This window comes from Bradyrhizobium sp. Ken01 (assembly GCF_055807355.1).
The window spans coordinates 1-14,865 of record NZ_JBVVPC010000051.1; the positions used below are offsets into that span (position 1 = coordinate 1).

Below are 14,865 nucleotides of genomic sequence, written 5' to 3' on the forward strand. Positions count from 1 at the left end.
GGCTTGAACTCGGCCATCAGGCGCATGATGCGCTCACGGTCGCGGATGTCGGCGATCCGCCCTTCGATCGAAGCAGCGGTGCCCAGCGCCGCGAGCGTTTCCGTGATCGCGTAGAGCGCCGGCTCGGAATTTTCCACGATCAGAAGACGCGCGGCGCCGAACGTGACGACGCGTTCGCAGATCTCGGAACCGATCGAGCCGCCGCCGCCGGTGATGATAACCGCCTTGCCCTCGATCAGGACCTCGAGCCGCGCATAGTCGATGGTCTCGCTCGGTCGCAGCAGCAGGTCCTCGACGGCGACGGACGTGAGCCGCGGCGTATCGCCGCTCTCGAGCGAGGGCATGCGGCTCACGATCACGCCGAGCTTGCGCGCCCGCATCAGGATCGATTCGGGATGGACCTCCGGCTCGAATGCCGTCGGCGTCATCACGACGCGCGCGATCGCCTTGCCGCGCTTGGCGAAGTCGGCGACGACATCCTCGATGTCCTCGACGCCGCCGAGAACCGGGACGTTGCGGATGGACTGGCCACGATCGGCACTCGACGGCGACAGCACACCGACCGGCCAGATGCGCTTGATCGCCCCGCTCTCGATTCCGCGCAACAGCACCTCGGCATCCGCAGCGCGGCCGATCAGCAGCGTCGGCGCGGCATCCCCGGTGCGGGCGTGGCGCCGAACCCGCGTATAGCGGAAATAGCGGTAGGCCATGCGCAACGCGCTGAGGAAGGAGATCTCGAGGAACCAGTAGAGGACGATCGTCACCTTGCCGAGGAAGAAGGCGCCGCGGACGTTGGGGGCGACGAAGATGTAGTCGAGCACCAGGAGTGCAACCGTCAGCACGGTCGCAACGCGGATGATGTTCAGCGCGTCGGGCAGCGAGATGAAGCGCCATTTCGTCGTGGTCAGGTTGAAGACGAAGAACACGACCACGCTGAAGGCGAGGAAATAGGGCAGGATCTGGATCAGCAGGGGCAGGCGGTCGAAGAAGCCGTCGCCGCCCTCGAAGCGCAGATAGAAGGCGGCGAACAGCGCCGCCCCGGTCGCCAGCAGGTCGTGGAGCGCGATCAGGAAATTGCGCGAGGTAAGATGCGAAAGACGCGTCATCCGCTGACCGACGAAAATCCAGTTAGGTGCAACCTGACGGCGCTGATACCCGATGTGGACAGAACTTGCCAGCAAAGGCGGAGACGATGGCGCCGATCTGCGTGTCCTTTGGCGAACCGACAGGGTGCTTTCTGGGTTGACGTGGAATTGCAGCGTGGCTGAGATAGGAACGATCATTCGGCCAAGCGATTAATCCTTCCCAACTCGGTTCGGGCGATGGTATAATATTACTACGGGAGGTCGAGATGGATTTGCGGCGTCGCATGAACAAGGATCTTCGAGAGTTCCGTCGTCTCGAAAGAATATGCACTAGCGAGGCCGAGTCTGCGAAAATGGATCTTGAGCGTGTCGGGCTGCTAAAGGTCGCCGAAGATTGTCGACGGGCGGCTGCAGAGCTGGAGGCGCAGCAGCTCGCAAATGCTCACAATTTTCGCATCGGAAGCGGAGAGAGGTCTTCAAGGGGGACCCTTTGAAAGCCACCAACTTCGTTGCCTGGCTACTATCGTGATCGGCTTCGTTTTATTCATCGCTATCGCGCTGTATCTCTCATCCTGATTTGCCGGTTTATAGACTCAGTGCCGCGCTCGCGTGCCCGACGCACCCGCGCGTTGAGGACTGCTGCTAAAGTCCTTTTCGGTCGGTAGAGCGGACATTGATCTACCGTGCTCTCTCGACAAGCTTGGCCGGCGGTGAGGCGTTGCTGAAAGGCCGTTCATTGACCTGTGACCTCCAGCCCGGCCTGCAATGAGGGGTCAAAAGTGGCCACGTTCGTCTGAGCGGGGTCATGGATGGGACTCGCCGCCCACAACTCGCCGGCAACAGGCAAGGGCGATATCTGGATATCCAACCACCATGCCTTTTCGTTGCCATGCCGATGGAGAGCCTGATGGTGAGAGCGGCATAACGGGACAGTGAATTCGTCGCTGACCTTGCGCCCCAATGCTCGCTGTTGAGCGAACTTGAGGTGGTGGGCGTCCGACGGGGACTGCTTGCAGACGAGGCAAGGCTGTGCCCGGACAAAAGCAAGGTGGGCCTTGCTTCGCTTGCGCGGAGGCTCCTTGGGGAAGGCGAGGGTCATCCTGCCCTGATCTTCCGGCTCCCCGGGGGGTGGGCCTGAGCTAGTGGCTTCAGGTTGGGAAATCTCTTTCGCGGGTGACAGTCCCAGGGTGCCCTCAGCTTGGTACTGTGGCATATCCGCTTCGCTATCTGACCGATCCGCCTCTTCGAACCTCATCTGATAGACCGCCTCAAGCGCACGAGCGTCGGCCTCCAGTAGCGTGTTCTTCAGCGGAAGGCTGGCTTTGGCCCAGGCCAGGAGGTCGCCGCCGTCCCCTGAGGTCGCCAGCTGGGTCAGGAGCCGCTCCCGTAGCTCAGCGGATTGCTGAGGCTCCAAGACCACCGGTCTGTTCAGCACCGCCTTCGCCATCTTCCCCTTGCGGTCTTGAGCCATCTGCGGCGGGGGGGCCGTGGGGGGGCCGGCGATTGCATCGGGGGCATCGAGGTCGTCCTCACCGGCAATGCCGACCAAAGCGAACAGGGCGTAGCGGCGGGCATAGGTCAAGGACGCGCCCATGCGATGCGGGGCCTCGACGTCCTTTGCTGCGCAGACCGGCAGGTCAGAGGAAATCCATTCCCCGGAAGCATGGGCCAGCAGCGTCGTAAGGTGGATCAGACCTGAGATCTGCTCGATACGCGTGGTCTGGACGGTTGCGATCTCCTGCTGGCTCAATGTCTTTCGGACAATGTCCAAGCCGGATGCCAAGGAGGCGTAGCGGAAAATCCTATCGCCCTCCCGCGGGAAGGGGGACCGGATTGTCGCCGTCAGGGTTTTTTCGGGGTTGGTCAGCACAGCCTGGGCCTTCGCCAAGGCCGCAGCGAGGGCACCTATGTGCTCACTGGACCGATGCATAAGCGACCTCCACCCGCAGAGCTTCCAAGCTGATCGCGCCTGATTTCGAACGCTTGGCCTTGATGCCGTGTCCAACAGCTTCCTTGGCATCCTCAGGAACGAGCTTCTTGAGCTCGGCCTTGGCGAGTTCATGCTCGCCGTGCGCCTCGCGGGTACGAAGATAGCTAACAGCCAGCTCAGACCAGGAGTTTGACGTCGCCATATCGACGATCTTGACGGCCTCGAGTCTCGGGCGCGGAGACTCGATGTTGAACAGGACAGGCGGCTCGCCGGTTTGGACGCACCGCCAGAACTTCTTTTCCGCGGTTAGCAAAAGGTGCTGGTAAAGCGGGTCGGCGTGAACGGTGATCTCGACCCACTTGCCGCCGCCTGTGATGATGGAAAGAACTGCCGAGCGTGCTGCCACAACCCACATGTTGTGCTGCAACTGAGCCATGTGTTTTTCCGCGGCCCCTTCCTCAGAGAAATTCCAGGGCAGCATAAACTTGGCTTCGAAGACGGCCCCGCTCCCCTGCACACGCCCGTCCAGCGTCGCTCCCATCCATTTGTGTACTGGATGTCTGACCCTTCTCTGAACGTCTTCAACCCGGTTGCCGCTGGTTCGCTCGTACCAAGTCCGGTTCAGGTCCTCTGTGATAGTCCCAAGTTGAACGATCAGCTCACCACTCAAATCCACCGCCTCGACTTCACCTCGTTTCTCCCGCCAGAGCCGAGTGAGCTTGTCTTGGTCTTCCCCCATGATGATGCGCGCGTCGGAACCGCCAATGAAGGAGCGGCGTTCGATTGCCGGCTTGGCAAGAGTACTCATAGCTGTAATCCTCATTCTGCAATCAACGAAGTGTTGATACTAAAAGTATCATTACGATCGAAGCGGATGTCAATACTAAAAGTATCAATTCGGCAAATTAAGGCGGCGCGCGCACTCTTGGGCTGGTCACAAGATGTCTTGGCGGCTGCTGCGGAGGTCTCGGTGCCAACAATCAAGCGTTTGGAAGCGTCGGAGGGCGTGCTTGGGGGACGTACAGATACAGGGACAAAAATTGTGGGGGCGCTTACTTCCGCTGGGGTCGAGTTTATTGGGGATGAAAGCAGCGGTCCTGGTGTCCGCTTGCGCAAGGGACCGGGCTAGCATACCGCACTGCCTATTTTCTTGTGAGCTCGATGGCGAACGCGCGGAAGCTGCTTCGAACCGGCTCCTCGCAGGTAGCTCGCGCAAGTCGGTCGCGTCGACGCGTGCTCGGCGCAGTGCAAGAGAGTCCATAAATGAACATACCCGCCGTCTTTTTCGACCGGGATGGCGTCCTCAACGAGGACACAGGCTATCTCTACGAGAGAGCTAAATTCAGGTGGATGCCAGGCGCGCGGGAAGCCGTGAAGGCCGTCAATGACGCCGGATATTTTTCCTTCGTAGTCACGAACCAGTCAGGAGTTGCTAGGGGATTGTACAAGGAAGCCGATATCAGAGCTCTTCATATCTGGATGTCAGAGGAGCTGGCAAAAATTGGCGCTTACGTAGATGCGTTCGAGTATTGTCCGCATCATCCTGAGGCAAGCGTTGAGATTTATCGTACTTCGTGCACCTGTCGAAAGCCCGAGCCCGGCATGATCACAAAGATCATGAATCGCTTCCCGGTTGATTCTGATCGAAGCTTTCTCATAGGCGATAAGTTCACCGACATCGAAGCGGCGAACGCAGCGGGGATACGCGGCTACCTTTTCGGGGGCGGGAATCTTCAGCAGTTCGTCCATAGCCATTTACTCACCAGTTAAACAAGCCAATCAGCAGAGACGATCCAATCACCAGACGCGGCGAACATGTTCTGACGCACCATCGCGCAGTTGCCTCGTACAGCCCTTATGTCAGGGTCGCCACTTTGGTCACGATTGCTCGCACGTCGTCGTCGATTGTGGGGCAACGGTAAGCCGGAAATCGAGAGCGAGGCGTCACCAACCAGATCACGAAGAGATATGCTTGCCGACCCAGTTCAGCACAACTGAGCAGATGACCGATGCCAGGCCAGCCCAAAGCCAGGATCGCCCCCGCGCTGCGCTGATCGATCTCAGATACAGAAATGCGCCGAGGAGAATGCCGTAATTTTGTCTGAAGTCGCCGTTGAGCCGGGCGATCTTCGACAGCTCGCTAGATGCTTGGAGTTCCTCTGCCATCCGGCTGCTCCTTCAATTTCGCAGGACCAGCACCCTATAAACTCCTGTTTTGCCCGACGGAGCAAGCAGTATTTCGGCAAACCGCAAATGACGGCAACTTCCGAGAGCCCAAACTGGAATCCCCGCGGATCGCAGGCAATAAACGCTTGCCTCGAGAGAGCTGAGCGGCCTCTTTGCCGAGCAGCGTGCAAGCTGGCATAAGCAATTGTTAGATATTGCCTCGCTGGAAGTAACAGTTTCTCGGTTCGAGGAAAAGATGAAACGATTGCTCGCAGTTTTGGTGATGCTACTTGTGCCGATAACGTGCGTGAACGCCGGATCAACGATCGTCGGCGCCGGCTCGCAATCGTGTACCGCGTGGATGAATAGAAAGAAGAGCCCGGTCGTAAAGGCGGCGTTTGAATCCTGGGTCGTGGGCTTCGTCAGCGGGCTAAATGTGGGTGCCGAGAGGGAAATTGTCGGCGGGGGCGATTTCACCGCGATCGTCGCTTGGATGGACCGGCGCTGCAAATCTAACTCTTTGGATCAAATTGGGGTTGCAGCTCTGGATTTGGCGATGGAATTGGCAGGCAACGCGGCGAAGCGATGATCTGGTAGGCTCGCCGGTTGACGCTTTAGCCGCTAACAGTACTTAGATGCGCGTCCCCTAAGAGGCGACTAGCCAATTTTGCCGCTACGTGTGGAGCCCGCGCAGTTCATGCTAGGATTTCGGAGCCGGCCTGAATCGCGGAGACAGATGTGCGGATCAAGCTACCCGAGACAGACCTCAAGTCAGCGCAAAGCCTTGGTAGCATTGAGCTCAAAGACGAAGCGGGCGGACACGTCGGCCAATACTTTTTCGGAAAGGGTCACGGCCGGACCGTCTTCCTATTCGGGAAGTACAAGGGCACGTTCAAGACCCACGCTGAGTGTCAAGCTTTTATCGATGGCGTGACGGCTGTCATCTGCCAACCGCGGGACCCGCAGCGAGGCACTAGTTGACTGAGCTGAGTGATTAAAAGCTTGCGGTCGGCCCGGCCCAAAGCGGACCTCACGCTGCCTAGCCTGAAAGGCGGCTCAAGCTTCACGCGACGTCAGACCTTACTGCATCTTGACCGCTGCTCGAGGCGCGCTGCGACTCTTTGAGGAGCAGCACCGTCATGGCCGTGGCAAGACCTGTGACGATCAGGTAGGCGGGAGACATGTTCCACCCGGGCCCCTCGAAGACCAGATAGGAGAACAATCCCGCGGTCGACACGATGAAGCCGAGCCAGGCAAGCCTCGGAAAGCGAAATCCACGTTCGCCGCGCCAAAGATCAAGCACGAGGTAGTACACGAGAAGGCTGTTGCAGAGTGCCGCCGGCAGCACGCCCAGGACGATTCCGCTTTCGAACGCGAGATAGGATAACACACCATCGACCTGAGCAATCACCGCGAAGGGCAGATAGCGCGGATTGAGGCAGGCCAACGCAATCGACGCAAGCTCGAACGCGTAGAAGTACCGCTCGTGCATCTTCGGGAGCAGATACGGCATGAGCATCAGCGATACACATGCGGCGAGCAGAATGAACTCCGGCCCCGCCCGTTGAGAGCGCGCGATGAAGATCGACAAGGCGAGCCCGCTCGCCGCCGCGAGCACCATGCCGACGGCGACTCCGATCGTGTACGGCGTTCCCCCAGCCAACACCCAGATGTTCGCTGCATTCATGGTGAGGCGATTGAATGTGTCAGCTTGGTTCAAATAGACCCCGAACACGGAGACCAAGGATCTGCCTGCGACGAGAACCGGAATGGCGAGGACCAGATATTGGAGCCTCATGCTGTGATCAGCCTATACGAGCAATCATGTAAAGGTCGTATGAGCGTCGGTTGTGCGATTCGCTGATTGCCCTCAACGAATTAGTTTGGTTAGCGAAAGGTGTTAGAGAACTGGATCATCGAAAGTGACCCGCAGCAAGAAAGCAAGCCGCATTGGGCCGCCTTCAGGGTCCTTCAGGTCGTTGCTGCAGGATGAGAGAAGCAGCCCTTTTGGCGACGTTGCGATTAATCGTTCCCCAGTGTTCGGGTTGGTTGCAATCCCAAAGGCTCACGTGCTGATGAGTGGAGGCGATTGGCAAGACTCGGAATTGGCCTGGTCGCGTCGAACAGAGGCCGCGCCGGTTGCAAGGCGGTTCTTGACGTTGAGGCTGAGGCCTCCGCCGAGATCAGGTAGATGATCACCTTGCCACCTGTGGATTGTGCGCGCAAACCTCTAGATTTGCAGCCGTCAGTAGTGCCGACTCAGATTGAAGGTGCTTCTCTGGGACAAGACCATGAGGGGGAGGCCGACCGATGACCCAACTCGGTTCTGCTTTGGCCGCGGTTGCTCTGGCTCTCACTGCCTATTTTGCCTTAGCCGCTTTGAAAGCGACTGGTGAGGATCGCCGTAGCGCGACACCGGCGATGATGTGGGAACCGGCTGAAGCGCTAACGCAACACTAGCCGCGGAACTCGCTCCGGCTACAATTTGTGAACGCTCCGGGGCGTCGAAATCCCGCTAGCATTATTCCATTGCGAGGCCCGCGATGGATACGCCAAAACCGATCATGCCTGCCGATCTATTGCTAATAGTTGCCATCAACGTGCTGGTTGCGGTTGGCGTCTATTACCTGATCATGCTCTGGGGGTGAGAGAAGGCTGAGACCCCGCTATCTCATTTACTTTCCTCGCCTTGGAGGTTGTACCGCTTTCTTACCTGGAATGCCCGCGGTCGGTTGGTGCGGAAAGTTTGCGTGCACGCTTCTTCAGGGATCCCGCATCCGATCCAGAGCCCGTTGCAATTCGCGGAAGGAGCGCGGTCCAATCATTCCGGCTAGCGCCTTCTCGCTTTCGGGGATTGCCGGCCGCAAGCGGCTCAACAGTGCGGCGCCGGTATCGGTCAAACAGAGCACGTAATAGCGGCGATTGACGGCTGAGGCGGAGCGTTGCACCAGACCGGGCTGCTCAAGATTGTCCACCAGCCTTCCGAGCCCTGCGCGCTCAATCGACAACGATTGCGCGATGGCGAGCTGATTGACGCCGGGATTAGCCTCGATCACGGACAGCACGAAGAATTGCGACGGGCTGATCTTAAAGGCGGCGAGCCGCCGACTGACATCTTTGAAGACCCAAAGCTGAGCCCGCCGGATGCGATAGATGATCGACTGGGACAGATCTTCGGAGGCAAGCAGCTTTGCCGGCGCGAGCTTTGCGACTGGCGTAGCTCGCGGCGCGTTGCGCGACGGCTTTGCGACGGGGGCAGTCTGCGGCGCTCTTTTGGCGATTCGCTTTCTGGTGCCGCCCTTTTCTGCCGTCATCGCGCGATCCTCCAAAAAGAGGGCGCTGGAATGTCCGACGGCTTGTCGGCGACCTCAGTTCGCTTCAATGCGGGCCGACCTGCCGGCTGATGTGAGCACATTCTTGACCATCGCACTGATCAGTTGATGTTCCGCCGCAAGTCGCGTTTGGGCTCGGACAAGATTTGACACAGCCCTTATCTGCACTCCCAAAATATACGGGTCGATCACCAGCATTTCGTACAGTTCGAGGCTCTCGACGATGGAAGCGCTACACCGACGGTCAAGGACAGCCGCGGAAAGCCTAATCGCAACGGGTAGTGTCGCGCCTGCGTCGAGCGGTTCAAGTTGCGCTTCCAATTCTCGGCGTGCTGCTGCGAGCAGACTGCGTCTTTCGTCGAGAGATTTTGCGATCTTGTTGATGTGGAGCATCAAGAGGCGCCTAGACTTTTAGGTAGTCAGCTCAACAAGCGAATCAGTCTGTATCTGGCGCGGGTCCTTAACAAGGCGAAATGGGCCCAAACGAATGTCGTCCCCAACTTCTATCATGCTCGCATCAACATCCACTTGCATACGACACGTGCCTCGGCGAACTTGGTGGAGGACCGGGGCAAATGATGATCTGTTGAGAGGATGCATCGTGTCGCCTAAGAAAACGCGTTCCACTAATGCCCTGAAACACGGCGCCTATTCACGCGCGGTGTTGCTCCCCCACGAAAGCCGCCGCGATTACAATCAGCTTGTCTCAGAAACGAGAGCGGAGTGGTATCCGAGCGGGCCCACTGAGGAAATGCTGGTCGGTCGCTTGATTGATCTCATGTGGCGTCAAAAGCGAGTAAGGCAACACGACGACCAGTTGTTGCAAGCTCATATCGATAGTGTCCAAGCATCTAACGACCGGGTGCCGCTACGCGCCGCGCTTCAAGCCATGGCGCCTGAGTTCGCTCTGGCCGACACGGTTAAGAAGGTCGAAACGCTTCTTAAGAAGCACAAACACTATGCCAAAGCTATCGTCCATTGGGTCCCGCGCCCCACTGACGCTGAGAAGGAAGCCACTTGGGGCGCCGCCATCTCTGAATACTTGAAGAATCTGAAAGTGGGTGAGGTGGTGGAAGGGCCTTCCGAGATCACCACTTATGTGGACCCGTTCAAACTCGAGATGCAAGAAGACCGAATGGGACGGCTGGATGAACGGATTTTGACGGTCACTAAACGGCTTGTGCAGGTCAAAGCATCAAAAGAGCTGCTCGGCACACACAAAGCTCCGCCGAAAATGCTGGCCGTACAGGCGCCCCAAGCAACGAGCTCGAGCGTCACGATCGATCACGAGCCGGACAGCAACGGAGCCATCAATCCGCAGAGTACTTCGACGGAGAAATGGTGGGTGCCTGGGCCGATCGATTTCCGGACGGGAAACAGGGACGTGCTGAACCATCTGGAAGATAAGGAAACCTCTGGTGCCATTTTTACGATGGCAATGAAAACTGCGAAGAAGTGAGGCCTTCGCATTGAATTGAAACTTCTGTTGCTGCGCGACAAAGTTGCAAAGTTCGCAAAACAAGCTGGCGCTCGTTTGGGACGCGGACGAGAAGAAAGTTGATATACGGCCAAAATCTCAACGGGTTACCGCTCGTCCGCGATCACCTTGCCGTCGTTCGGCAGCGCGCCGGGTCTCACCAATTCAACCTCGCCTCCGAGTTTCGTCACTGCCCGCAAGGTGCCTGCAATCTCCTCGCGCAACGCGTCGTTCGCGGCCGCCGTCTCCGCTTTCAGCGTCATTGCATCGGCCTCGCCCTGGCGGGTGACGACGAGGCGTAATCTTCCGAGCGCGGAATGGCGGTTGCCGATCTCGGCGACCTGCTCGGGGCGGACGAACATGCCCTTGACCTTGGTGGTCTGGTCGGCGCGGCCCATCCAGCCCTTGATGCGCATGTTGGTGCGCCCGCAGGGGCTGGTGCCCGGCATTGCCGCGGTGAGGTCGCCGAGAGCGAGCCGGATCCAGGGATGGTGCGGGTCCAGTGAGGTCACGACGATCTCGCCGACGTCGCCGGGCGCCACAGCATCGCCGGTCCCAGGCTTGACGATCTCCATGATGAGATCCTCGTTCACGACCATGCCGTCGCGCGCGCTGGTCTCGAAGGCGATGAGGCCGAGATCGGCAGTGCCAAAGGCTTGGTAGGCATCGATGCCGCGCGCCTTGATCTCGGCCTGGAGCGAGGGCGGGAAGGCGGCGCCCGAGACCAGCGCGCGCTTGATCGAGGAGACGTCGCGGCCCGAGCTTGCGGCAGCATCGAGCAAGATCTTCAGGAAGTCCGGCGTGCCGCTGTAGCCGACGGGACGGTAGGCCTCGATCAGCTCGAATTGCTGCTCGGTATTCCCTGGACCAGCCGGGATCACGGCGCAACCCAGCGCGCGGGCCGAGGCATCGAAGATGAAGCCGCCGGGGGTGAGATGGTAGCTGAAGGTGTTGAGCACGATGTCATCGGGCCGGAACCCGGCCGCGAACAGCGCCCGTGCGCCGCGCCAGGGGTCGGCCTGCCGCCCCTCCGGCTCGAAAATCGGCCCGGGAGAGGTGAAGAGGCGGGCGAACGAGCCGGGCGCCGCCGCGACGAACCCTCCGAAGGGCGTGGAGGCCTTGTGCAGGGCCGGCAGTTCCGACTTGCGCAGCACCGGCAGGCCCGCCAATGCCGCCCTGGAGGTCACGGTAGCCGGATCGACGCCTTTCAGCCGATCGGCATAGGCGGGCGCGGTCATCGCAGAGCGCAGCACGCCTGGCAGGCGGGAGAACAGATCGGCCTCGCGCGCGGCTTGTTCGCGCGTCTCGAGGGCGTCGTAATGGGCGGTCATGGTTCATCTTTCCGGGTTGGCATCCGTTGCGCGCCGCCGCCGGCATGGGTATCAGACGGCCATTGGCGAGGTTTGAAGAGGACGCGATGGCGGACGAGGGAATCAGTGCGGCGGACGAGGCGGCGGACGTCGTCGCGCGCCTGAAGCGCCGCATGATCGACGAGGCGCTGCCGCTCTGGTCGACGATCGGCTGGGACCATGGCGCGGGTGGTTTCATCGATCGGCTGCACCGCGACGGCACGGCGGACGTGACCGCGCCGCGCCGGGTGTTCGTGCAGGCCCGCCAGATCTGGTGCTACGCTAAGGCTGCGCAGATGGGCTGGTACCCTGAGGGGCGCGCCATCGCGCTCAAGGGGCTGGAGCATCTGCTCGCCAAAGCAAAGGAGCCCGACGGCCGGCCCGGCTACGTGCACCGGCTGACGTCGGAAGGCGCGGTACTGGACGGCCGGCGCGATGCCTACGACCACGCCTTCATCTTGTTTGCGCTCGCGACCGTCTATGCGCTCGATCAGGACGCACAAATTCGCGCCGAGATCGATGCGCTGCTCGCCTTCCTCGATGGCCATCTGCGCTCGCCGCACGGCGGCGTGCACGAAGGCCTTCCGGTCTCGCTGCCGCGCCGGCAGAACCCGCATATGCATCTGTTCGAGGCGATGATCGCGTGCTTCGACGCGACCCACGATTTGTCGTTCCAGAACCGTGCCGGCGAGTTCTTCGCGCTTTTCCTCGCCAATCTCTATGACAAGCGGACGCGCGCGCTCGGCGAATATTTCGAAGAGGACTGGTCGAAGATCGCGCCGGTCAGCATCGAGCCCGGCCACCAGGCGGAATGGGTTTGGTTGCTGAAGGGGTTCGAACGCATCACGGGCTGCCCGACCGGACAGCGGCGCGCCGAGCTGCTGGAAACCGCGCTGCGCTATCGCGACGAGGCCACCGGCTGCCTGATCGACGAGGGTGACGACGCCGGTAACATGCGCCGCACTACGCGCCGGCTGTGGCCGCAAACCGAGATTGCGAAGGCGTGGATCGCGCAGGCCGAATCCGGCGAGCCGGGCGCGGCGGACGAGGCGCGCATGGCGCTGGCGCGGCTCGAACGCCATTATCTCAGCCATCCCGTGCGGGGCGGCTGGTACGACCAGTTCGAGCGCGACGGCAAATCGCTGATCGACACCATTCCTGCGTCGTCGTTCTATCATGTTCTCTGCGCAGTCACGGAAGCGGAGCAGGTATTGGAAGGTTAAAGCCAGCGCTTGCGCCGCTTGAAGCTCTTGAGGTTCTTGAAGCTCTTGCGCTGGTCGCCGGCCCCGCCGAGGTAGAATTCCTTGACGTCCTCGTTGTCGCGCAATTCGTCCGCGGTGCCGTAAAGCACGACCTTGCCCTGCTCCATGATGTAGCCGTGGCTTGCCACCGACAGCGCAGCGCGGGCGTTCTGCTCAACCAGAAGAATGGTGACGCCGAGGTCGCGATTGATCTTGTGGATGATCGAGAACACCTCTTTCACCAGCAGCGGCGACAGGCCCATCGAGGGCTCGTCCATCAGGATCATCTTCGGGCGCGCCATCAGCGCGCGGCCGATCGCGAGCATCTGCTGCTCGCCGCCGGAGAGATAACCGGCAAGACCGGTGCGCTCCTTCAGGCGCGGGAAATAATTGAAGACCATGTCGAGATCGGCGCCGACCTCGCGGTCCCTGCGGGTGAAGGCGCCAAGCTTGAGGTTTTCCAGCGAGGTCATGTCGGCCACGATGCGCCGGCCCTCCATCACCTGGAAGATGCCGCGGCGGACGATCTTGTCGGGATCGATGCCGTTGATGCGCTCGCCCTCGAACAGGATCTCGCCGCGCGTGACTTCGCCGTCCTCGGTCTTGAGCAGCCCGGAGATCGCCTTCAGCGTCGTCGACTTGCCGGCGCCGTTGGCGCCGAGCAGCGCCACGATCGCGCCCTTGGGCACGTCCAGGCTGAGACCGCGCAGCACCAGGATGACATCGTCATAGACGACCTCGATGTTGCGCACGGCGAGGAGAGGCGACGCGGATAGGACGGTCGGGGAGGGGCGAGCTGCTGCTTCGTGAATTTCGGTCATGCCTCATACTCCGCTGTCGTCGCCCGGCTTGACCGGGCGACCCAGTATTCCAGAGACGCCTGAGACTCACGGAAAGGCCCCGGCGTACTGGATCCCCCGCTCCAGTGCGCACTGCGCACAAGGCGGGGGATGACATTTGTGCGTAAGGTGAGCGCCAAGCTCACCACCCAAGCAATTCCGGCTTGCGCGGCAGCTGCACGGTCTTGACCTTCTCGAGTTTGATCGCGCCCTTGGCCATGAGGTCGTTGAGGTCGCCGTCGGTCGCGCCCGCAATTTTCGTGCGGTAGAGATCGACCTTCAGCGTGCCGCGGTGGTCCTTGTCGGTCCATGTCGAGGGATTGCAGACGCCTTCCATGCCTGATGGCACCCAGTCCTTCTTCTGGTAGAAGCCCTTGGCGACGTTCTCGCCGGTGGCGCCGCCGTTCTTGGCGGCCCAATCGATCGCCTCCTTCATGTAGAGCGCCGAGCACACCGCCGCGATGTAGTGCACCGGGCGATAGACCTTGCCGGTGGGATCGGACATCTTCGAGATCTCCATCACCGTCTTCATGCCGGGCGCATCGCCGCCCCAGCTCACCGCGGTGCGCAGCGGGAAAATCACGCCGTCGGCGGCATCGCCCGCGGTCTTTGCGGCGTTCTCGTCCATGCCCCAGACATTGCCCATGAACTGAATGTCGACTCCGGCGGTCTTGCAGGCCTTCATCACCGAAATGTTGGACGCGGCGGTGTTGCCGAGATAGGCGTAGTTGGCGCCCGAGGATTTCAGGCTCAGGCACTGCGCGCTGTAGTCACCCGGCGCGAGCGCGAACACCAGCGGCGGCAGCACCTCGAAGCCGAGCTCCTGCGCCATGGCTTCGCCGGCGGCCTTCGGCGCGTTCGGATAGGGGTGGTTGGCCCCCATGTGGACGAATTTCGGCTTGCCGGACTTGCCCTTGGCCTTCCAGTCCTCGGCGGCCCACATCAGCATCGCGCGCAGCGAGTCCGAATAGCTCGGACCATAGAAGAAGTTGTAGGGCGCGGGCTTGGCCTTGCCGCTGACGCCTTCGGGATCGGTGAGGGCGGCGGCGTAGGAGCCGGAGAGGTCGGGGATTTTATCTTGTGCCAGGAAGCCGGTCAGCGCTTCGGTGTCTGCCGTACCCCAGCCCATGATCGCCGCGACCTTGGAGTCCGGCGCCGACCACTTCTTGTAGAGCGCGATCGCGCGCGGCACCTGATAGCCATAGTCGTTGGTGTCGACGTTGAGTTGCTTGCCGCCCACGCCGCCGTTCTTGTTGACCCAGGCGAAGGTGTCGGCGACGGCCTGGCCGTAGGGCGTACCGACGTCGGACGTGCCGCCGGAATAGTCGGCGAGATGCCCGATCGCGATCTGCGCCTGCGCGCCTGACGAGAATGCGGCGATCGCCAGGGCGAGCGAAGCGGTGCTCAAAAGGGATTTTGTCTTCATTGGTTGCCTCCTCCTGTTTA

General features: G+C 60.8%; 15 protein-coding genes. 5 read left to right on the forward strand and 10 right to left on the reverse strand.

What is annotated here, in order from left to right; genetic code table 11:
- From AC0L3S_RS32870 to AC0L3S_RS32880, 3 genes are all read right to left on the reverse strand, one after another.
- The coding region (locus tag AC0L3S_RS32870) for a nucleoside-diphosphate sugar epimerase/dehydratase (RefSeq protein WP_473283832.1) at positions 1 to 1,106 on the reverse strand (1,106 nt) is incomplete at its 3' end.
- A gap of 712 nt (positions 1,107 to 1,818) precedes the next feature.
- Positions 1,819 to 3,015: an ERF family protein gene (locus AC0L3S_RS32875; protein ID WP_473283835.1), complete on the reverse strand. Its 1,197-nt coding sequence runs from the start codon at positions 3,013 to 3,015 to the stop codon at positions 1,819 to 1,821.
- Complete coding sequence (locus AC0L3S_RS32880; protein ID WP_473283837.1) at positions 2,999 to 3,823, reverse strand: YqaJ viral recombinase family nuclease; 825 nt, start codon at positions 3,821 to 3,823, stop codon at positions 2,999 to 3,001. The genes AC0L3S_RS32875 and AC0L3S_RS32880 overlap by 17 nt, the downstream gene beginning before the upstream one ends.
- A 66-nt stretch (positions 3,824 to 3,889) precedes the next feature.
- Here AC0L3S_RS32880 and AC0L3S_RS32885 point away from each other — a divergent pair, with 66 nt between their 5' ends.
- Complete coding sequence (locus AC0L3S_RS32885) at positions 3,890 to 4,144, forward strand: helix-turn-helix domain-containing protein (protein WP_473283839.1); 255 nt, start codon at positions 3,890 to 3,892, stop codon at positions 4,142 to 4,144.
- A gap of 134 nt (positions 4,145 to 4,278) precedes the next feature.
- Complete coding sequence (locus AC0L3S_RS32890) at positions 4,279 to 4,785, forward strand: D-glycero-alpha-D-manno-heptose-1,7-bisphosphate 7-phosphatase (RefSeq protein ID WP_473283842.1); 507 nt, start codon at positions 4,279 to 4,281, stop codon at positions 4,783 to 4,785.
- Between the two features lie 186 nt (positions 4,786 to 4,971).
- Here AC0L3S_RS32890 and AC0L3S_RS32895 read toward each other — a convergent pair whose 3' ends face one another.
- Positions 4,972 to 5,181 carry a hypothetical protein gene (locus tag AC0L3S_RS32895; protein ID WP_473283845.1) on the reverse strand — a complete coding sequence of 70 codons (210 nt, stop codon included), beginning with the start codon at positions 5,179 to 5,181 and terminating at the stop codon, positions 4,972 to 4,974.
- A gap of 256 nt (positions 5,182 to 5,437) precedes the next feature.
- Here AC0L3S_RS32895 and AC0L3S_RS32900 point away from each other — a divergent pair, with 256 nt between their 5' ends.
- Entirely contained in the window at positions 5,438 to 5,770 is a 333-nt protein-coding gene (locus AC0L3S_RS32900; protein ID WP_473283847.1) for a hypothetical protein, read from the forward strand.
- A 474-nt stretch (positions 5,771 to 6,244) separates the two neighbouring features.
- On the opposite strand, the gene AC0L3S_RS32905 is transcribed toward AC0L3S_RS32900, so the two are convergent.
- The 3 genes from AC0L3S_RS32905 to AC0L3S_RS32915 all read right to left on the reverse strand — a co-directional run bounded on the left by AC0L3S_RS32905 (position 6,245) and on the right by AC0L3S_RS32915 (position 8,906).
- A complete protein-coding gene (locus AC0L3S_RS32905) occupies positions 6,245 to 6,925 on the reverse strand; it encodes a hypothetical protein (protein WP_473283850.1) in 681 nt (226 codons plus the stop codon).
- Positions 6,926 to 7,943: 1,018 nt separating this feature from the next.
- The gene (locus AC0L3S_RS32910; protein ID WP_473283853.1) at positions 7,944 to 8,495 is read right to left on the reverse strand and encodes a MarR family winged helix-turn-helix transcriptional regulator; all 552 of its coding nucleotides are present in this window, start codon (positions 8,493 to 8,495) and stop codon (positions 7,944 to 7,946) included.
- A gap of 54 nt (positions 8,496 to 8,549) precedes the next feature.
- Complete coding sequence (locus AC0L3S_RS32915) at positions 8,550 to 8,906, reverse strand: hypothetical protein (protein ID WP_473283856.1); 357 nt, start codon at positions 8,904 to 8,906, stop codon at positions 8,550 to 8,552.
- Between the two features lie 208 nt (positions 8,907 to 9,114).
- Between AC0L3S_RS32915 and AC0L3S_RS32920 the strand changes: the two genes are divergently transcribed.
- Positions 9,115 to 9,972: a hypothetical protein gene (locus tag AC0L3S_RS32920; protein ID WP_473283859.1), complete on the forward strand. Its 858-nt coding sequence runs from the start codon at positions 9,115 to 9,117 to the stop codon at positions 9,970 to 9,972.
- A gap of 125 nt (positions 9,973 to 10,097) precedes the next feature.
- On the opposite strand, the gene AC0L3S_RS32925 is transcribed toward AC0L3S_RS32920, so the two are convergent.
- The gene (locus AC0L3S_RS32925) at positions 10,098 to 11,321 is read right to left on the reverse strand and encodes a phenylacetate--CoA ligase family protein (RefSeq protein ID WP_473283862.1); all 1,224 of its coding nucleotides are present in this window, start codon (positions 11,319 to 11,321) and stop codon (positions 10,098 to 10,100) included.
- An 86-nt stretch (positions 11,322 to 11,407) separates the two neighbouring features.
- Between AC0L3S_RS32925 and AC0L3S_RS32930 the strand changes: the two genes are divergently transcribed.
- Complete coding sequence (locus tag AC0L3S_RS32930) at positions 11,408 to 12,562, forward strand: AGE family epimerase/isomerase (protein ID WP_473283865.1); 1,155 nt, start codon at positions 11,408 to 11,410, stop codon at positions 12,560 to 12,562.
- Here the strand turns inward: AC0L3S_RS32930 and AC0L3S_RS32935 are convergent.
- Both AC0L3S_RS32935 and AC0L3S_RS32940 read right to left on the reverse strand, forming a co-directional pair.
- Positions 12,559 to 13,401, reverse strand: a complete 843-nt coding sequence (locus AC0L3S_RS32935) for an ABC transporter ATP-binding protein (protein WP_473283869.1) — start codon at positions 13,399 to 13,401, stop codon at positions 12,559 to 12,561. The genes AC0L3S_RS32930 and AC0L3S_RS32935 overlap by 4 nt on opposite strands.
- Positions 13,402 to 13,561: 160 nt before the next feature.
- Positions 13,562 to 14,845 (reverse strand): ABC transporter substrate-binding protein, encoded by a 1,284-nt coding sequence (locus AC0L3S_RS32940; protein ID WP_473283872.1) that lies wholly within the window; start codon positions 14,843 to 14,845, stop codon positions 13,562 to 13,564.
- Positions 14,846 to 14,865 lie beyond the last annotated feature (20 nt).